The organism is Arthrobacter sp. JUb115 (assembly GCF_004365035.1).
Classification (GTDB): Bacteria; Actinomycetota; Actinomycetes; order Actinomycetales; family Micrococcaceae; genus Glutamicibacter.
In genome coordinates this window covers 211,008-230,681 of the sequence record NZ_SOBS01000006.1, presented here as the reverse complement: position 1 = coordinate 230,681, position 19,674 = coordinate 211,008, and the positions used below count along the sequence as shown (strand labels likewise).

The 19,674-nt window shown below is 60.6% G+C and carries 16 protein-coding genes; all 16 read left to right on the top strand.

What is annotated here, in order from left to right; all coding sequences use genetic code 11:
• Positions 1-13: 13 nt before the first annotated feature.
• The 16 genes from EDF61_RS12475 (at position 14) to hisD (ending at position 19,673) form a co-directional block, all read left to right on the top strand.
• Complete coding sequence (locus EDF61_RS12475; RefSeq protein WP_105661487.1) at positions 14-1,471, top strand: UDP-N-acetylmuramoyl-tripeptide--D-alanyl-D-alanine ligase; 1,458 nt, start codon at positions 14-16, stop codon at positions 1,469-1,471.
• On the top strand, positions 1,468-2,571 hold the full coding sequence (mraY, locus tag EDF61_RS12470) for a phospho-N-acetylmuramoyl-pentapeptide-transferase (RefSeq protein ID WP_105656803.1): 1,104 nt from the start codon (positions 1,468-1,470) through the stop codon (positions 2,569-2,571). Before EDF61_RS12475 ends, mraY begins: the two co-directional genes overlap by 4 nt.
• The gene (gene murD, locus EDF61_RS12465) at positions 2,553-4,097 is read left to right on the top strand and encodes a UDP-N-acetylmuramoyl-L-alanine--D-glutamate ligase (RefSeq protein WP_133834284.1); all 1,545 of its coding nucleotides are present in this window, start codon (positions 2,553-2,555) and stop codon (positions 4,095-4,097) included. The genes mraY and murD overlap by 19 nt, the downstream gene beginning before the upstream one ends.
• A gap of 43 nt (positions 4,098-4,140) precedes the next feature.
• Positions 4,141-5,394 carry a putative lipid II flippase FtsW gene (gene ftsW, locus EDF61_RS12460; protein WP_133834283.1) on the top strand — a complete coding sequence of 418 codons (1,254 nt, stop codon included), beginning with the start codon at positions 4,141-4,143 and terminating at the stop codon, positions 5,392-5,394.
• A gap of 99 nt (positions 5,395-5,493) precedes the next feature.
• Positions 5,494-6,615, top strand: coding sequence for an undecaprenyldiphospho-muramoylpentapeptide beta-N-acetylglucosaminyltransferase (gene murG, locus EDF61_RS12455; RefSeq protein ID WP_133834282.1), 1,122 nt, complete (start codon positions 5,494-5,496; stop codon positions 6,613-6,615).
• 4 nt (positions 6,616-6,619) lie between these two features.
• Positions 6,620-8,017, top strand: coding sequence for a UDP-N-acetylmuramate--L-alanine ligase (murC, locus tag EDF61_RS12450; RefSeq protein WP_133834281.1), 1,398 nt, complete (start codon positions 6,620-6,622; stop codon positions 8,015-8,017).
• Between the two features lie 62 nt (positions 8,018-8,079).
• Entirely contained in the window at positions 8,080-8,814 is a 735-nt protein-coding gene (locus EDF61_RS12445) for a cell division protein FtsQ/DivIB (RefSeq protein ID WP_133834280.1), read from the top strand.
• 219 nt (positions 8,815-9,033) lie between these two features.
• Positions 9,034-10,233 carry a cell division protein FtsZ gene (ftsZ, locus tag EDF61_RS12440; protein ID WP_105656797.1) on the top strand — a complete coding sequence of 400 codons (1,200 nt, stop codon included), beginning with the start codon at positions 9,034-9,036 and terminating at the stop codon, positions 10,231-10,233.
• Positions 10,234-10,253: 20 nt separating this feature from the next.
• Positions 10,254-10,976, top strand: coding sequence for a purine nucleoside phosphorylase YfiH/LACC1 family protein (locus EDF61_RS12435; RefSeq protein ID WP_133834279.1), 723 nt, complete (start codon positions 10,254-10,256; stop codon positions 10,974-10,976).
• Positions 10,977-11,101: 125 nt separating this feature from the next.
• Positions 11,102-11,653, top strand: coding sequence for a cell division protein SepF (locus EDF61_RS12430; protein WP_105656795.1), 552 nt, complete (start codon positions 11,102-11,104; stop codon positions 11,651-11,653).
• 23 nt (positions 11,654-11,676) lie between these two features.
• On the top strand, positions 11,677-11,973 hold the full coding sequence (locus tag EDF61_RS12425; RefSeq protein ID WP_133834278.1) for a YggT family protein: 297 nt from the start codon (positions 11,677-11,679) through the stop codon (positions 11,971-11,973).
• 230 nt (positions 11,974-12,203) lie between these two features.
• Positions 12,204-12,953, top strand: a complete 750-nt coding sequence (locus tag EDF61_RS12420) for a DivIVA domain-containing protein (RefSeq protein WP_105656793.1) — start codon at positions 12,204-12,206, stop codon at positions 12,951-12,953.
• Positions 12,954-13,050: 97 nt separating this feature from the next.
• Complete coding sequence (lspA, locus tag EDF61_RS12415; protein WP_105661481.1) at positions 13,051-13,632, top strand: signal peptidase II; 582 nt, start codon at positions 13,051-13,053, stop codon at positions 13,630-13,632.
• A complete protein-coding gene (locus EDF61_RS12410; RefSeq protein ID WP_105656791.1) occupies positions 13,629-14,573 on the top strand; it encodes an RluA family pseudouridine synthase in 945 nt (314 codons plus the stop codon). Before lspA ends, EDF61_RS12410 begins: the two co-directional genes overlap by 4 nt.
• 106 nt (positions 14,574-14,679) lie before the next feature.
• Positions 14,680-18,243, top strand: coding sequence for a DNA polymerase III subunit alpha (gene dnaE, locus EDF61_RS12405; protein ID WP_133834277.1), 3,564 nt, complete (start codon positions 14,680-14,682; stop codon positions 18,241-18,243).
• A gap of 77 nt (positions 18,244-18,320) precedes the next feature.
• Positions 18,321-19,673, top strand: coding sequence for a histidinol dehydrogenase (gene hisD / locus EDF61_RS12400; RefSeq protein WP_105656789.1), 1,353 nt, complete (start codon positions 18,321-18,323; stop codon positions 19,671-19,673).
• Position 19,674 lies beyond the last annotated feature (1 nt).

Below are 19,674 nucleotides of genomic sequence, written 5' to 3'. Positions count from 1 at the left end.
AGTCCTTATTGCCATGATTGAACTGTCTCTGACCGACCTGCTGGAAATCACCGGCGGAAAAGCGACTGCTACAGCCGCCTCCGACACGGTGATCACTTCCGTGACCACTGACTCGCGCGAAGTCGTCCCGGGTGCCTTATTCGTCGCCAAGCCCGGAGAACTCTCCGACGGGCACGCCTTTATCGACCGTGCACGCGCCGCCGGCGCAGTGCTGGCCCTAGCTGAACGCATTACCCACGATGAAGACCGCAGGGAACACCCGGCGATCATCATTGAAGACGCGGTAGAAGCAATGGGCAAAATTGCCGCGCACATCGTTGCGCTTCTCAAGGAAAAGAACGACGCCAAGGTCGTGGGAATCACCGGTTCGGCCGGCAAGACCACCACCAAGGACCTGCTCGCCGGTATTCTGTCGCAAGTGGCGCCGACCGTGTCGCCAATCGGCTCGTACAATGGCGAAGTCGGCGTCCCGCTGACGGTATTCAGCGCCACCGAAGAGACCAAGTACTTTGTCATCGAGATGGGGGCCACCGGCATTGGCCACCTGACGTACCTGACAGATATGGTGCACCCGCAGGTCGGTGTCGTGTTGTGCGTCGGTACCGCCCATGCCGGCGAATTCGGCGGGGTGGAGAACATCGAGAAGGCCAAGGGCGAACTCGTTGAAGCCCTGCCAGCCGATGGCACGGCCATCTTGAATGCTGAAGACCCCCGCGTGGCACGCATGGACTTGCGTTCCGGGGGAGCCGTGCGCTTCTTCGGCACCGGAAAGAACAAGCCGGAAAACGCTGGGGTCTGGGCCACCGACGTTGTTGTGAATTCCCACGGGCAGCCAGAACTCACTCTTGAATTCCCTGGCGGCTACAGCAAGCGCATCACCTCGGGCCTCCTGGGACGCCATCACGTCTCGAATATCCTCGCCGCGGCCAACGCTGCACTGGCCCTGGATATCGCCCCGGAATTGATCGCCGCAGGCCTGGAAGGCCGCGCTGCCGGCAGCCGCTGGCGCATGGAGCGCATCGAGCGCGCTGACGGCGTGAGCATCATCAACGACGCGTACAACGCGAACCCTGAATCAATGCGCGCTGCGCTGGTGACCCTGGCCGAATTGGGCCTGGGCGCCGACGGCGCACCGGGCCGACGCACTTGGGCAGTCCTGGGCGAAATGCTGGAACTGGGCGATGACAGCATCCACCAGCACGACCTGCTGGGCCGCATGGCAGTTCGCATGAACATCAAGAAACTTGTAGTGGTAGGCCGTGGCGCAAAGCCCGCCTACAACTCCGCTGTGCTCGAAGGCAGCTGGGGCGACGAGGCCTTCTACGTTGAAGACGTAGATGAGGCTCGCGCGCTGCTGCAAGAGCAGCTTCAGCCAGGCGACATCGCCTTGTTCAAGTCCTCTAACGGGGCCGGTCTACGCTTCCTCGGCGACGACATTGCAGCATTCGCGAAGGAAGGCGACAACGCATGATCGCATTGATTCTGGGGGCCGGCATTGCCCTCGTGCTGACCATGGTGGCCATGCCGCTGTACATCCGCCTGCTCACCAAGAAGCAATACGGGCAGGTCGTGCGCGACGACGGGCCGAACTCGCACGCCATCAAGTCCGGCACCCCGACCATGGGCGGAGTGGTCTTCGTCCTGGCCGTGTTCGTGGCGTACTTCGCCACCCATGGCATCCTTTCGCTCATGGGACGCACTTCTTCGGGAATTACCGCCAGCGGAATGCTGGTCCTGATGCTCTTCGGCGGCATGGGACTGGTCGGCTTCCTCGATGACTTCATCAAGATCTTCAAGAAGCGCTCATTGGGCTTGCGCGCCTGGCAGAAGATTGTCCTGCAGGCATTCTTCGGCATCAGCTTCGCCGTGCTGGCCTTGCAGTTCCCCAATGACCAGGGCCTGACTCCGGGCTCTACCGCGATCTCCTTCCTGCGCGACACCAACATCGACCTGGCCTTCGCAGGCCCGATGCTGGGCATGATCCTGTTCGTGCTCTGGGCGAACTTCATCGTGACCGGTGCTACCAACGGCGTGAACCTGACCGATGGCCTGGACGGACTGGCTACCGGTGCCTCGATCATGGTCTTCGGCGCCTACACCCTGATGGGAATCTGGCAGCAGAACCAGGCCTGCAGCAACATGGACTCGCTGGACGTCTGCTACTCGGTACGCGACCCGCAGGACCTGGCCCTGCTGGGGGCCACCCTCTCCGGTGCGCTGATCGCCTTCCTCTGGTTCAACGCCAAGCCGGCGAAGATCTTCATGGGCGACACCGGATCGCTGGCCATCGGCGGCGCCGTGGCTGCCTTCGCGATCCTCTCGCGCACCCAGCTGCTGCTGGTGGTAATTGCCGGCCTGTTCGTGATCATCTCCCTGTCGGTGATCATCCAGGTGGGCTACTTCAAGCTCTCGGGCGGCAAGCGCGTGTTCAAGATGGCGCCGCTGCAGCACCACTTCGAGCTTTCGGGCTGGTCCGAAGAAAACGTTGTTATCCGATTCTGGATCCTTGCCGGCCTGTTCGTGGCCGCGGGCCTGGGTCTCTTCTACTCTGAATGGGTTGTCGCACTGTGAGCGTAGACGCTGGCAAATCTCTTGACTCGCTAACCAGCTGGGATGCTGATTGGAAAGGCCTGCGCGTAGTCGTCGCCGGACTGGGACTCTCCGGATTCTCTGCGGCCGACACCCTCATCGAGCTGGGTGCCATCGTCACCGTCATCGACGGCCGCGATGACCAGCTGAACCAGCAACGTGCCGAGACGCTGAAGATCGTCGGGGCCCATGAGGTGCTGCTGGGCGACGGGAACGTACAAGCCCTGCCGTTGGTCGATGGCAAGCCGGCCCAGCTGGTCATGGTTTCCCCAGGCTGGAATCCCCGTAATCCGGTCATCGCAGAGGCCGAGTCCGAGGGCATCGAGATCTGGAGCGATATCGAGCTGGCTTGGCGCGTGCAGAACCGTGCCGGCCACACAGCACCACAGTGGCTGGCGATTACCGGCACCAACGGCAAGACCACCACTGTGGGTATGACCGAGGCGATCCTGCGCGCCGATGGGCTGAAGGCCATCGCCGTCGGCAACGTCGGCACCCCGATCCTGGATGCCGTACGCGAACCGGTGGACTATGACGTATTCGCCGTCGAGCTCTCCAGCTTCCAGCTGCACTACACGCATAGCATTTCTCCGCTTGCCTCGGTGGTCTTGAACCTGGCCGAAGACCACGTGGACTGGCATGGCGGCTTCGACAACTACAAGGCCGCCAAGGCCAAGATCTACGAACGCACCCAGGTAGCTGCGATCTTCAACGCCGCCGATGAGCGCACCATCACCATGGTGGAAAACGCGGAAGTCATCGAAGGCTGCCGTGCTATCGGCTTCACCACCGATACCCCAGCAGTATCGATGGTGGGTGTTGTCGAAGGCCTGCTGGTGGACCGCGCCTTCATCGAAGAGCGCAAGACCAGTGCCGTGGAACTGATCGCCCTGAAGGACATCGGCGAGATTGTTCCGCGCCACACCGCCGCGAACGCGGCTGCCGCCGCGGCGCTGACCCGCGCGTACGGAGTGAATGCAGAAGCTGTCGCTGCGGGTTTGGCGAACTTCGATTCCGGCGATCACCGGATCCAGGCCGTCGCCCGCAAGAACGACATCCTGTGGATCAATGATTCCAAGGCCACTAATCCGCATGCGGCCGATGCTTCGTTGGCCGCATTCACCCGTGTGGTCTGGATTGCCGGTGGCTTGTCCAAGGGCGTGGAATACGGCGACTTGATCGCCAAGCACGCGCAGCGCCTGGCCAAGGTCTTGCTCATCGGCACCGACACCGCCGGTTTGCGCCAAGCACTCGCTGCCCACGCGCCAGAGGTTGAAGTCATCGACATCACCGGAGCAGCGCAGGGCGGTGACGGTTCGGTTCCAAGCGGCGCCCAGGTCATGACGCGTGCGGTCTCCAAGGCTGCCGAAGTAGCCGAAGCAGGGGATACCGTGCTCATGGCTCCCGCCGCGGCCTCGATGGACCAATTCAGTTCCTACGCCCAGCGTGGCAACGCATTTATCGCTGCCGTCAGTGATCTGATGGATAAAACTGGCGAAGACCAGTAATCGAAAGCTGACCGAATAAACGACACCGAGGCAGGAGGCACCGATGGCGATGAAAATGAACAAGAAGCCAGCAGGTTCCAAAGCCGAACTCCCTTGGTACGTGAGATTCGGCAGGATGCTCGGAACCGTCGAGAACTCCAGCGGCCGCATGGCCTCCACGGACTACTGGCTGGTGCTCGTGGGCTCCATCGTGCTGGCCGTTTTCGGTGTGGTCATGGTCCAGTCATCGGCGTCGGTTGAAGCGATCGCGAAGGGCAGGGACGGTTTCACCGTGGCGCTGTCCCAGGGTGGCTTTGCCGCCTTGGGTATTCTCTGCATGCTGGTCATGCAGCGGATCAGGCCGGAAACGCTGAAGCGGCTGGCCTGGCCTTCGGTTATTGCGGCAGTGGTCCTGTTGTTCCTCGTGGCGTTCACGCCATTGGGCCATACGGTGCTCGGCAACCGAAACTGGATCCGCATCGGCGGCTTCGGCCTGCAGCCCAGCGAGTTCGCCAAACTGGCGTTGTCTGTTTTTGCCGCGTTCATGCTGGAAAAGAAGCAGCATCTGCTGCACGACATCAAGCATTTGGTCGTCCCAGTGGTTGCCCCGGTGGGGGTCTTCATTGTTGGCCTCATCGTGGTCGGCAAGGACGTAGGTACAGCGCTGGTCTTGTTGATGATCATTGCCTCGGCGATGTTCTTGGGCGGCATCCGGATGAAGTGGCTGGCGGCGTTTTCGGTGGTCGGTGTCCTGGGCCTGTCCGTGGCGATCTTCGCTTCCTCCAACCGCCGCCAGCGCATCCTCGCTTGGCTTGATACCGATTGCGGCCCGAGCAGCGACCTTTGCTACCAGGCCAGCATGGGCCTTCACGCCTTCGCCTCCGGCGGCTGGTTCGGTGTGGGCGCAGGCCAGTCCCGCATGAAGTGGTCCTATGTGCCTGAGGCGCAGAACGACTTCATCTTCTCCATCCTGGGTGAAGAGTTCGGCCTGATCGGCGTGCTGTTCGTCCTGGTCATGTTCATGCTGCTGGCCTTGGCGATGTATCGCATTGCAGCACGCGCCAAGGACTTGTACACCAAGGTGCTCATGGGTTGCCTGATGTCCTGGGTCATCGGCCAGACCTTCGTGAATCTGGGTACCGTCACCGGCGTACTTCCCGTGATCGGTGTTCCGCTGCCGTTCATTTCCTCCGGCGGCTCGGCGATGCTCGCCATCATGCTGGCAATGGGCTATGTCCTCTCCTCGGCCCGGGCGCAAAAACTTGAATTCGAAGCAACGCTGGAAAAGAAACCGGCAAAGAGCAAGAAAACCAAATAGTGCGCCGCAAGCGGCCGCTATCAGAAGCAGAGGCCCATCGCTGAATCTGCGGTGGACGTTGATCCTGCCCATTGGCAGGACGAAGGAGTACAGCAACAGATGAGCGAAGCACTTCGTCTAGTCGTCGCCGGCGGCGGAACTGCCGGCCATATCTCGCCCATGCTGGCCATAGCTGATGCCGTGAAGGCCGAGCATCCCGAAGCAATGGTCACAGCACTGGGTTCTCCCGGTGGCCTGGAAACCAAGCTGGTGCCGGAAGCCGGCTACCCGCTCGAACTCATCCCCAAGGCCCCGATGCCACGCAGCATCAACATGGATCTGCTCAAGTTTCCTTTCCGTTTCATCAAGGCCATTAACAACGCCAAGAACGTTCTGCGCACCACCAAGGCCGAGGCCGTCCTGGGCGTCGGCGGTTATGTCTGCACCCCGGCATATCTTGCCGCGAAGCAGCTGAAGCTGCCGATCTTCGTGCATGAGGCCAACTCCGTTGCCGGCATGGCCAACAAGCTCGGGGCAAAGAACGCGGCATTCGTCGGAACCACTTTCGCCAACACCGGGCTGCCCGGTGAGATGCAGGTGGGCATGCCGATGCGCTGCAACGTTGCCACCATGGACAAAGCCGCGCTGCGAGGAGAAGCACGCGGGTACTTCGGTATCACCGGGCAGAAGCCGGTACTTCTGGTCACCGGTGGATCCTCCGGAGCGCAGAGCATCAATACCGCCATCGAGCAGTCCCTGGACGAGCTGAACGCAGCTGGCATCCACACTATCCACATCACCGGACGCGGAAAGCAGATTCTGGACGCCTCGGGCAATCTGCTGTCCCATGAAGGCTACAGCCAGACCGAATACGTGGACCGCATGGACTACGCCTACGCCGTCGCGGATTTGATGATCTGCCGCTCCGGCGCGGGCACCGTCTGCGAACTGGCCGTAGCTGGCACCGCCTCGGTACTGGTTCCGCTGCCCATCGGCAACGGCGAGCAAAAGCTCAACGCCCGTGAGCTGGTCGCTGCCGGGGGAGCCGTCCTGGTTTCCGACGCGGGGTTCACAAAGTCCTATATCACCGAAAATGTCATCAATCTGCTGACCGATCAGCATAAAATTGAAAAGATGTCTCAAGCCGCTGCCTCATTGGGGCAGCGCGACGCCGCGCAGATCATGGCGCGACGGATTATTGATGAAGTTTCAACCCGCCGCCGTGCGGGTCAGGAAGGCTAGAACCATGGCACTGCGAGCCGACGAACTGAACGCCGATCTGGGCAAGGTACACCTGATGGGTGTAGGCGGGGTTGGCGTATCAGCGGTTGCACGGCTGCTGCTCGACTACGGCCTGGCTGTCTCCGGCACCGATGCCAAGGATCTTCCGGTGCTCGATGGCTTGCGTGAGCGCGGCGCGCGCATCCACGTAGGCTACGACCCAGCGAACCTCGGCGACGCCGACACCGTGGTGATCTCCTCGATCATCAAGGCCGGAAACCCGGAATACGACGAAGCCCTGCGCCGCGGACTGCGAATCTTGCACCGCTCCGAAGGCCTGGAAGCTACCATGCGCGGCCACGAGAAGATCGTGGCCATCGCCGGTACTCACGGCAAGACCACCACTACTTCGCTGACCGCCCATATGCTCAAGACCATTGGCGCGCGTCCGAGCTTCGCCGTGGGAGCGAATATTCCAAGCCTGGGCACCAACGCCGAGCTCGGATCCGGATCCTACTTCGTGGCCGAAGCGGACGAATCCGACGCTTCCTTCCTCAACTACCGGCCGGATGCCATCATCGTGACCAACGTCGAAGCCGACCACCTGGATCACTACGGTACCGCTGAAGCAGTGCACCAGGCCTTCGTGGACTTCGCCAGGCTATTGCCGGCAGACGGCTTGCTGATCTGCTGTGCAGATGATGAGGGTTCCAACGATCTGGCGCACAAGATGCGCGCAGAGCGTCCGGAAATCCGCGTGCAGACCTACGGCTTCAGCGATCACGCCGACCGCCGCCTTTCCGATGCCCGCGCCACCGAAGACGGCCGCTTCACCGCAACCATCGAATGGGGCAGCGGACAAAGCCGCATCCTGGATCTGGCAGTGCCCGGCCAGCACAACCTGCTTAATGCTGCCGCCGCATTGTCTGTCGGCATTGATGCAGGTGTGGACGTTGACGAAGCGCTGCAGGCGCTCTCCAGTTTCTCCGGGGCAGCTCGCCGATTCGAATTCAAGGGTGAAGCCGCAGAGGTCCGTGTCTACGACGACTACGCGCACCACCCGACAGAGGTGCAGGCAGCGCTGACCGCCGGCCGTACGGTTGCCGGCACCGGCCGGCTGCACATTGTCTTCCAGCCGCACCTGTTCAGCCGTACCCAAGAGTTCTTCCGCCAATTCGCCCAGGCCTTGTCCCTGGCCGATTCGGTGGCCGTGCTGGATATCTACCCGGCACGTGAAGAACCTATCGATGGCGTGGACAGCGAACTGATCGCATCGCGCATCGAGGTTCCTGCCCAGGTACTTTCGCCGGCAGCCGCTGTAGCGCACGTGGTTGAGCAGTCCGAGCCGGGCGATGTCATCATGACCATTGGCGCCGGCGATGTCACAGCGCTAGGTCCAGACATCGTCAAGTCGCTGAGCTGACGAATTCCGTCCCGAGTCCGAGGCCATCGCAGTTGGTCCACTTCCGTCTACCAAGGTGATCCATGGGTGAAGCAGCAAAAGTCGTAGAACTTCCGGAGAGCCCGGAGAAAAAACGGCGCAAGATCCTGATTATTCTCGCGGCATGCATCGTCGTGCTCAGCCTCGCTGCGGTTTTGATCTTGAGCTTCTCACCGGTGATCGCTGCCAAGAAGATCGAAGTAACCGGCACCAAGCTGGTCAATTCCGAGAAGCTGGGGAAGTCCCTGGAACCATTGAAGGGCGTTCCGCTGCCGCGGATCTCTGAATCGAGGGTCCAGGAGCTGATCGGCGAGCAGCCGGCCATCGACGAAATCGTGGTCAAGGCCCAGATGCCCAACACCTTGGTCGTTGAGGTAATCGAAGCTGTGCCGGTGGCCATCTTGCTGGAGGGCAAGAAGCAGTACCTGGTCTCCGAGACCGGCAAGAAGCTTCGCACCGTCGGCAAGAATGACAAGGACAAGTTGCCCAAGATCAAGGCCACCGACGTCACTGCTGATCCGGAGCAGTTCAAGCTGCTGACCGGAATCTTGAGCACCGTTGACAAGAAAGTGCTCAAGGAAGTCTCAACGGCATCCTTGTCCAAGGCAGGGTTCGCCGAACTGGCGTTGCCGAAGAACCGTACTTTGATTTGGGGAGACGCCAAGAAAGCGGCGCTGAAAAATGAAGTGGCGACGATCTTCTTGAAAGAGCTTGAGAAAAAGCACGCGGCCAAGACGACCATCGACGTCACCAACCCAGAAAATCCCGTGGTCTATTAAGTCGCGGTGCTCTGGGCGCGGGAAGACCAATAAGCCAAGAAATTCTGGAAAGATAGTTTTGAATAAGCGACACGCCTAGGCGGTCGTTGCAGAAAGACCACACGACTCATAGCGTTTCTAATAACGACAGCTTGACAGAATCTTAACCTTAAGGCTAAAGGTGAAGGTCTTTAGCTGGAGTCGTGAAATATGTAGCACATCTAACAAGGGAAGCGGGACGTGGCAGCTCCACAGAATTACCTCGCGGTCATTAAAGTCGTCGGAATCGGCGGTGGCGGTGTAAACGCAGTCAATCGAATGATCGAAGTCGGTCTCAAGGGCGTAGAGTTCATCGCCATTAACACCGATGCCCAGGCTCTGCTTATGAGTGATGCCGACGTCAAACTCGACGTAGGACGCGAACTGACTCGTGGCCTGGGCGCTGGCGCCAACCCTGATGTGGGACGCCAGGCAGCGGAAGATCATGTAGAAGAAATCGAAGACGTCCTGCGCGGCGCGGACATGGTCTTCGTGACCGCTGGCGAAGGCGGCGGTACTGGTACCGGCGGCGCGCCGGTCGTGGCCCGCATTGCCCGCTCGCTTGGCGCGCTGACCATCGGCGTGGTCACCCGTCCATTCACCTTCGAGGGTCGCCGCCGCGCTAACTCCGCCGAGTCGGGCATCGAAGCCCTGCGCGACGAAGTGGATACCCTCATTGTGATCCCGAACGATCGACTGTTGTCGATCTCGGATCGCAACGTATCGGTGCTCGATGCATTCCGCCAGGCAGACCAGGTTCTGCTCTCCGGCGTGCAGGGCATTACCGACCTGATCACCACCTCGGGCCTGATCAACCTCGACTTCGCCGACGTGAAGTCCGTTATGCAGGGCGCAGGCTCGGCATTGATGGGCATCGGTTCGGCGCGGGGCGAAGACCGTGCAGTGAAGGCAGCGGAGCTGGCTATTGCCTCGCCACTGCTCGAAGCTTCTATCGATGGCGCCCACGGCGTCCTGCTCTCCATCCAGGGCGGCTCCGACCTCGGCTTGTTCGAAATCAACGAAGCTGCACGCCTCGTGCAGGAAGTTGCCCACCCGGAAGCCAACATCATCTTCGGTGCCGTCATTGACGACGCCTTGGGCGACGAAGCACGTGTCACCGTGATTGCAGCCGGCTTCGACGAGCCAGATGTCACCAGCAAGCCAATGGCACCGGTCGCAGCAAAGCCAGCTGTCTCCGCGCGCCCGGCTGAGCAAGTGCCAGCGAGCATTCCAGAAACACCAGCACCTGCTGCAACCGAAGCTGCGAAGCCAGCCCAGGTTGCTCATGAGAAGCCAGCTGCCGCAGAGCAGGCTAGCTCCTTCCAGGACCTTCCAGATGTTGTCGACTCGGACCTGAACGGTTCGAACGACGACCTGGATGTCCCGGACTTCCTGAAGTAAAAACAGCAAGAAGCTGAGCAGTGCTACATTTCGCGTCGAACCTCGATCCGAGCATCCAACTGGCATTCACATCGCAGGCTGAGGGAAACCTCGCCCTGCACGTGAATGACGATCCCCGCCTTGTGGCGGAGAATCGAGCCAAATTGGAGGACTTGATCGGGGTTCGACGCTTCTCGCTTAACTTCATGAACCAGGTGCACTCCGCCGATGTATACGAGGTCACGCCGGTGCGGCGCACCTCGTGGCTAGAGCCGGCAGCGCCAACCTGCGATGGATTGCTGGACCCAACTGGCACCCAGCCCCTGGCAGTGATGGTCGCCGACTGCCTTCCGGTGCTCTTTGTCGGAAGAAACACGCGCAATGGGCAAACCCTGAGTGCCGCAACCCACGCCGGCAGGCGCGGGCTGCTCGACGGGATCCTGGCAAAAACGGTCGAGGGCCTGAAGGCTCATGGTGCCGACACAGTGGAAGCCGTGATCGGCCCTTCGATCTGCGGCCGATGCTATGAAGTTCCAGAAAGCATGGCCCAGGAATCCGAAGAGTTGCGCACCGGGATTCGCACCACGACTCGCTGGGGGACCCATGGGCTGGACCTTCCGGCCTCAGCCGAACAAGAACTGCGCGGCCTCGGGGTGGACGTGCGGCAATCCGGTGTCTGCACCTTGGAAGACGAAAGCTACTATTCCTACCGGCGTTCAAGCCGTGCAGGACGACTTGCCGGACTCATCTGGACCGCCGCGTAGGCGTGCGCGACACACCGCCAAGAATTGATCGAATGAACGATGCCTGCATTATTTTGTGCGGTAGCGTCGGAGTAGCGGAAGCGTGCAATGGGGTTGCATGCATGGGATAAACGAGGAGAAACATCGTGGCTGACGGACTGCGTAAGGCAATGGTATATCTCGGCTTGGCGGACGCCGTCGAGCAGGAAGAGACCCAGACACAACACGCTGAGCCCAAAACCCAGGTTCGGGTAGTTGAGGACACAGCTCCAAAGCGACCTGCCGAAGCCCCACGCCCACAGCCTGTTGCAAGGCAGGCTGCGCCGCAAACTCAAGCTAGAGAACCAGAGACGGAATACCGTGCTCCGGTCACCCCTATTAAGCGTGCCCCTTCAGTACGGGATGAGGATTCCGAATTGCGTCAGATTACTACCGTCCACCCTCGTTCTTATAACGATGCCAAGATCATCGGTGAGAACTTCCGTGACGGCATCCCGGTGATTATGAATGTCACCGACATGGGTGAAACCGATGCCAAGCGCCTCGTCGACTTCTCGGCCGGTCTTGTTTTCGCCCTGCACGGCTCCATTGAGCGAGTCACGAACAAGGTCTTCTTGCTCTCACCAGCGACCGTTGAGGTCCTCGGTGAAGATCGCAAGCAGTCCGAAGCGCAAGCAACCTTCTTTAATCAGAGCTAAGACACCAGGAGCACAAGCACAAAATGGTGTTCGGGATCATCTATCTCGCCTTAGCCATCCTCCAGATTCTGCTCTTAATGAGAATTGTGTTGGATGTAACGGAAAGCTTTGCTCGCCACTGGCGACCCAAAGGCATCGCATTGATTGTCGCAAGTGCAATCGTGTCGATTACCGATCCTCCGCTGCGCTGGTTGCGCCGGAAGATCAAACCCCTGGATCTCGGCGGAATCCGTCTTGACCTGTCCTTTCTTGTGTTGTTCATCGTCGTAATCATTCTTAAAGCGGTGGTAGCCAACCTGGGCCTCAAGACAGGGATCTGATTAGGGCATTTCCGTGCTTCACGGGGATTGTCCTGAGCAGTCAAAAGCTGTAGATTCAAAGAATAAGAGACTCGCGCGTAAGCTCGATTTCGTAATAATTGTCCAAATCGTTATATCCTTTAGGAAATGGTGCTCCGACTTCACCGGTCGCGACACTGACAAAAACGGTAAGTGTTTCGCAAGGCAAGACAATGGTCGTGCGGAAATGATCCCAGTATTGAGGTGACCCAATGGCTCTGACGCCAGAAGACGTAGTCAATAAGCGGTTTCAGCCGACCAAGTTCCGTGAAGGCTACGACCAAGACGAGGTAGATGACTTCCTCGACGAAATCGTTGTGGAGCTGCGTCGCCTAACCGGTGAGAACGAGGCTCTACGCAGCCGCCTTGCCGAACTTGGCGAAGATGCGGGTTCGGTATCGAAGGAGCAGGCTGTTCCTGCACCTGTTTCGGCCGCTCCAGTTACTCCTGCTGCTCCAGCTGCTAAGCCAGCTGAAGAGAAGAAGGCAGAAGCTAAGCCTGCAGAGCCAGCGAAGGCAGAAACCCCAGCTGCCAAGCCAGCTGAGGAAAAGAAGGCAGAAGCTAAGCCAGCTGCCGCTGAGAAGGCACCTGCAGCTCCGGCCGCAGCAGCAGCGCCAGCTGCAACTCCTCGCTCCGAATCCGCAGAGTCGGCAGCCAACGTGCTGTCCATGGCTCAGCGTCTGCACGACGAGTACGTCGCTGCCGGTGTCGAGCAGCGCGACAAGATCATCTCCGAAGCGAAGACCGAAGCTAACACCTTGGTCACCACCGCTGAAGAGAAGAGCCGCAAGACCTTGTCGGCCTTGGAGCAGCAGAAGTCGGTTCTTGAGCGCAAGCTCGAGCAGTTGCGTGGCTTCGAACGCGATTACCGTGCTCGCCTGAAGACATACATCGAAGGACAGCTGCGTGACCTTGAGTCCCAGGGTTCGATCGATGCTGGTGCGGCAGGCAAGACCAGCTAGTCGCTGACAGTTCATAACTTGATCTAGCTATCAAGTAAGATCAACGGTGGTGAACGGATACATTCCGATCACCACCGTTGACGTTTAAGAGGAAATAATGGGTACCACTGTGGACGCAGTTCAATCCGGAAACGCGGGCGCGAAGGCGAAGAAATACGTTGGCCTTGGCCTCGTGATCGCTCTGATCGCGCTGGTACTGGACCAAACCGTCAAAATTGCCGTTGAACAGAACATGCGGCTTGGCCAATCGATTGAAGTGATTCCCGGATTCTTCAACATCCACTACATCCTGAACCCTGGTGCCGCCTTCTCCATCGGCGAAGACTTCACCATAGTCTTCGCGATCCTGCAATCGGCAGTCGCGGTCTACGTCATTTACCTGTTTTTCCGCAAGGTGCTGTCCAGAAGCTGGGCCATAGCCCTGGGCTGCCTGCTCGGCGGTGTCCTGGGCAATGTCGTGGACCGGCTGTTCCGTGAACCGGGCTTCGGATTCGGCCATGTGGTAGACATGTTTTCCGTCACCCACTTCGCTATCTTCAACGTCGCCGACTCCTTCATCGTCTGTTCCATGATCGCGGTGGCGTACATGCTCATCCGCGGGCGCAACCTCGATGGCAGCATTGGCGATCCTCCAAAGAAAGACAAGTCCAACAAGGAGGAAGCAGAACCAAACGCATGATCTCGAACGAAACCACCATTCACGAACTGCTGGTTGACCCAGCCGATGCCGGCGCACGCCTTGACGCCTATATCTCCCGGTCCCTGCAGATCCCGCGCACCTTGGCTTCGAGCCTTTGCAAGGATTCGCAGATCCAGGTCAACGGACGAACCATTGCCAAATCTCTGAAGATCAAGGCGGGGGACCAGCTGGTAGTCACCATCCCGCCGCAGGCAGACCCATTAGAAATTAAGGTTGAGAAAGTGGAAGAGCTGAAGATTATCGCGGACGACGATGACTATGTGGTCATCGACAAGCCCGTGGGTGTCGCAGCCCATCCATCCCCGGGGTGGGTGGGCCCGACAGTTGTCGGCGCACTCATGGCCGAGGGCTACAACATCACCACTTCCGGTGCCGCCGAACGCCAAGGCATAGTGCACCGCTTGGACGTGGGCACCAGCGGCCTGATGGTCGTGGCGAAAACCGAACGCGCCTACACCGAACTGAAGCGCGCCTTCAAGGAACGCACCCCCAAGAAGATCTACCATGCGGTGGTGCAGGGCCTGCCTGACCCGCTGGAAGGCACCATCGACGCGCCGATCGGGCGCCACCCGGGCCACGACTGGAAGTTCGCTGTCCTGGATGGCGGGCGGGACTCGGTCACCCACTACAAGGTGATCGAGGCCTTCGGCCGCGCCTCGCTGGTCGAGGTGCAACTGGAAACCGGGCGCACCCACCAGATCCGCGTCCACTTCTCAGCCTTCGGGCACCCTTGTGCCGGAGACCAGACCTACGGGGCGGATCCCAAGCTGGGTGCCGCTCTGGGCCTGACCCGGCAGTGGCTGCATGCAAAACGTCTTGGATTCTCCCATCCGGTCTCCGGCCAGTGGATGGAATACGAAAGCGAATATCCTGCGGATCTGGCAGGCGCCGTCGAGCTGCTGCGCGAAGGCGGATACTGAGTTCCAAGGTGCTGTTGGCCACTGGCCGGCAGCACCTTGTGTCGTGCTAGCCACAGCACCGCGCCGGGGTGGGCCCAAGTCCGGGTTTGATCGCTAGACTGGTTGGGTGAGTGCTACACGTGACGGATTTGTCCATCTTCATACCCACACCGAATACTCCATGCTGGACGGTGCTGCGCGCCTAGGCGAACTCTTCGCCGAAGCTAACCGGCAGGGCATGGAAGCCATGGCGATTACCGACCATGGCTACCTGTTCGGTGCCTTCGATTTCTGGCGCCAAGCCACCGGAGCTGGCGTTAAGCCGATCATCGGCGTAGAAGCCTATGTCACCCCGGGCACCGCGCGCGACGACAAGACCCGCGTGAAATGGCGTACCGACGAATCGCAAAAGGGCGATGACGTTTCCGGTGGCGGCCTGTACAACCACATGACCCTGCTCTCGTACAACAACAAGGGCATGGACAACCTTTTCAAGGGTTCGTCCCGCGCCTCGCTGGACTCCGTGTTCGGCAAATACCCGCGCTGGGACCGCGAGCTGCTCAACGAGCACCACGAGGGCCTCATTGCCACGACCGGCTGCCCTTCGGGTGAAGTCCAGACCAAGCTTCGCCTGGGCCAGTACGATGCGGCGAAGGCGGCCGCGGCTGAACTGCAGGATTTATTCGGCAAGGAAAACTACTTCTGCGAGATCATGGACCACGGTCTGGAGATCGAACGCCGCATCACCAAGGACCTGCTGCGCCTGGCCAAGGAACTGGGCATTCCGCTGGTGGCTACCAACGACCTGCACTACACCCATGAATCCGATGCCAAGGCCCACGAGGCGCTGCTGGCCATCAACTCCGGCTCCACGCTCGACGAGCCCACCTATGACCAGGGCGGCAGCCGCTTCGCTTTTTCCGGCACCGGCTACTACCTGAAATCGGCGCGCGAAATGCGCGATTTGTTCAAGGAATTTCCCGAAGCCTGCGACAACACCCTGGCGATCGCCGACCGGGTCGAGGTCTCCTTCGACACGAACGCCAACTACATGCCGAAATTCCCTTGCCCGCCGGGGGAGGACGAAACCAGCTGGCTGATCAAGGAAGTCGACAAGGGACTGCACTACCGCTACCCGAACGGCATCCCAGAAGCTTCGCGCAAGCAGGCAGACTACGAGCTGGACGTCATCATCAAGATGGGCTTCCCGGGATACTTCCTGGTGGTGGCCGATTTCATCAACTGGTCCAAGGACCACGGCATCCGTGTTGGCCCGGGGCGTGGTTCGGGTGCAGGCTCCATGGTCGCCTACGCCATGCGCATCACCGACCTCGATCCGCTGGTGCACGGCCTGATCTTCGAGCGTTTCCTGAACCCGGAACGTGTTTCCATGCCCGACTTCGATGTCGACTTCGATGATCGCCGCCGTTCCGAGGTCATCAGGTACGTGACCGAGAAGTACGGTGATGAGCGCGTATCGATGATCGTGACCTACGGTTCAATCAAGACCAAGCAGGCGCTGAAGGACTCATCGCGCGTGCTCGGCTACCCGTTCAGCATGGGCGAGACCCTGACCAAGGCGCTGCCGCCGGCGGTGATGGCCAAGGACATCCCGCTGAACGACATCGAGAACCCGCAATCCAAGCGCTATTCGGAGGCGGGGGACTTCCGCAACCTGGTGGCCAATGACCCGGAGGCGGCCCGCGTCTTCGAGACGGCCAAGGGCCTGGAAGGCCTGAAGCGCCAGTGGGGCGTGCACGCCGCCGGCGTGATCATGAGCTCGGACCCGATCATCGACGTCATCCCCATCATGCGGCGCATCCAGGATGGACAGGTCATTACCCAGTTCGACTACCCGACCTGTGAAGGCCTGGGGTTGATCAAGATGGACTTCCTGGGGTTGCGCAACCTCACCATCATTTCCGATGCCCTGGAGAACATCGAGTACAACACCGGCACCAAAATCGACCTCGAGACCCTGAGTATCGAGGACCCCGAGGCCTACAACCTGCTGGCCCGCGGCGACACCCTGGGCGTGTTCCAGCTCGATGGCGGTCCCATGCGCTCGCTGCTGAAGATGATGCGCCCCGATAACTTCGAAGACATCTCCGCAGTGATCGCGCTGTACCGTCCGGGCCCGATGGGCGCCAACTCCCACACCAACTACGCCCTGCGCAAGACCGGGTTGCAGGAAGTCACCCCAATCCACCCGGAGCTCGCTGAACCGCTGGCAGAGATCCTCGGCGGCACCTACGGCCTGATCGTGTATCAGGAGCAGGTTATGGCTATTGCGCAGAAGCTGGCCGGCTACTCGCTGGGCCAGGCCGATATCTTGCGCCGTGCCATGGGCAAGAAGAAGAAGTCGGAACTGGATAAGCAGTTCGCCGGCTTCAAGCAGGGCATGAACGACAACGGCTACTCGGACGCCGCCGTGCAGACCCTGTGGGACATCTTGCTGCCATTCTCCGACTACGCGTTCAACAAGGCCCACTCGGCCGCGTACGGCGTGGTCTCCTACTGGACCGCCTACCTCAAGGCGCACTACCCGGCCGAATACATGGCCGCGCTGCTGACCTCGGTGGGCGATGACAAGGACAAGCTGGCACTGTACCTGAACGAATGCCGCCACATCGGCATCACCGTGCTGCCGCCGGATGTCAACGAATCGGCGTTGAACTTCACCCCAGTGGGCAAGGATATCCGCTTCGGCATGGGCGCTATCCGCAACGTCGGCACCAATGCGGTGGCCGGCATGGTCGAGGCCCGCACGGAGAAGGGCAACTACAACGACTTCAACGATTTCCTGGGCAAGGTCCCGGCCGTGGTCTGCAACAAGCGAACCATTGAATCGCTGATCAAGGCCGGTGCCTTCGACTCCATGAAGCATCCACGCCGGGCGCTGGTGGCCATCCACGAAGAAGCCGTGGATTCGGTGATCCAGGTCAAGCGCAACGAGGCGGCCAACCAGTTCGACCTGTTCAGCGCCCTGGGCGCGGATGAGTCCTCGGAGTCGATGCACGTGGCGATCCCCGACATGCCCGATTGGGACAAGAAGGAAAAACTGGCCTACGAGCGCGACATGCTCGGCCTGTACGTTTCCGATCACCCGCTGCAGGGACTGGGCTCGGCCCTGGACCAGTACGCTGACATGCCGGTCACGCACGTGCTCTCGGATGACGGCCCGCAGGATGGCCACATCATTTCCATCGCCGGCATGATTTCCGGTCTGCAGCGGCGCATCGCCAAGAAGAGCGGCAACCCGTATGCGCGCTGCGAGATCGAAGACCTCTCCGGTTCGATGGAGGTCATGTTCTTCGGCCAGGCCTACCAGCCGATCGCCGAGATCCTGGCCGATGACCTGATCGTGGTCATCAAGGGGCGCGTGCAGCGCCGCGATGACGGCTCCATCACCCTGAACGCGCAGGAAATGATGATCCCGGAAATTTCCGAGGATGCCAACGGGGGACCGGTAGTCATCGGCATTCCGACACACAAGGCCACCGAGACCCTGGTGCAGAAGCTGGGTGATGTGCTGCGCACGCACAGTGGCAACACCGAGGTGCGGGTGAAGCTCACCGGCAGCCGCGGCACCTCGCTGCTGCGCCTGGGCATGAACTTCAGGGTAAACCCCAATCCTGCCCTGTTCGGCGATTTGAAGGTGCTGCTGGGCCCGCACTGCCTGGACGTATAGGTAATCGGATCACGGCTTGGATGACCGGGGAAGGTAACTAATGAACCTTCCCCGGTCATCGGCGTTAAACTAGGTAGGTGAGCACTATTCCAGAAACCGAATTCTCAGCACTCGCCACCCTTGATTGGCGCAACGAATCCCTGGGCTACGCACAGCTGAAAGCCAAGCTGCCGCGCCCGGAGATGAACTCCCAGACCGCTGCCGAAACCGTGCAGCAGATCATCGATGATGTCCGCGCCCATGGCATGGAAACACTCAAGGACCTGGCCCAGCGCTTTGACCATGTTGAGCTGGAGCATACCCGTGTGCCGCAGCATGAGCTGGACCGCGCCCTGGAAGAACTGGACCCGCAGGTCCGCCTGGCGCTGGAAGAATCCATTGACCGCGCCCGCGTATTCGCCAAGGCCCAGCGCCCGGACGACGCCGAAGTCCGCTACGCTACCGGGGCAACTGTCACCCAGCGCTGGGTCCCGGTGCGCCGCGTCGGCCTGTACGTGCCAGGTGGCCTGGCCGTCTACCCGTCCTCGGTCATCATGAACGCCGTACCTGCCCAGGCAGCCGGCGTCAGCTCGCTAGCCCTGGCCAGCCCGCCGCAGAAGGAATTCGCCGGACTGCCGCACCCCACCATCTTGGCTGCCGCCAAGCTGCTGGGCATCGACGAGGTGCACGCCATGGGCGGTGCCCAGGCTGTTGCCGCGTTCGCCTACGGGGTGGACATGCCGAACGATGAGCGTGGCGGGATCGAACCGGTTGACGTGATCTCCGGTCCAGGCAACGTGTTCGTGGCAACCGCCAAGCGCTTGGTCAAGGGCGTGGTAGGCATTGACGCTGAAGCTGGTCCTACGGAAATCGCGATTCTTGCCGACAAGGGAGCTAACCCGGGCTTCGTCGCTGCCGATATGATTTCGCAGGCAGAACACGATGCCAACGCCGCGGCCGTGCTGATTACCGATTCACCTGAACTAGCTGCTGGCGTGCGCAAGGAACTCATGGTGCAGGTTGCCGCCACCAAGCACTCCGCCCGTGTGACAGAGGCACTGTCAGGATCCCAATCGGCCGTCATCTTGGTCAAGGACCTGGAGCAGGGGATCGAGGTGTGCAACGCCTACGCCGCCGAGCACCTGGAAATCATGGTGGCCGAGGCGGAATCCACCGCGGCCCGCATCACCGCCGCTGGCGCAGTGTTTGTCGGCGCCTATGCCCCGGTTTCGCTGGGCGACTACTGCGCAGGATCCAACCACGTGCTGCCGACCAGTGGCACCGCGCTGCACGCGTCGGGGCTGAACGTGAATACCTTCTTGAAAGCCATCCAGGTGATCAACTACGACAAGGCCGCGCTGGGCGAAGTGGCCGCTCACGTGATTAATCTTGCCAATGCCGAGGACCTGCCAGCCCATGGAGACGCGGTCGCGGTGCGAAACGCGCAATAGA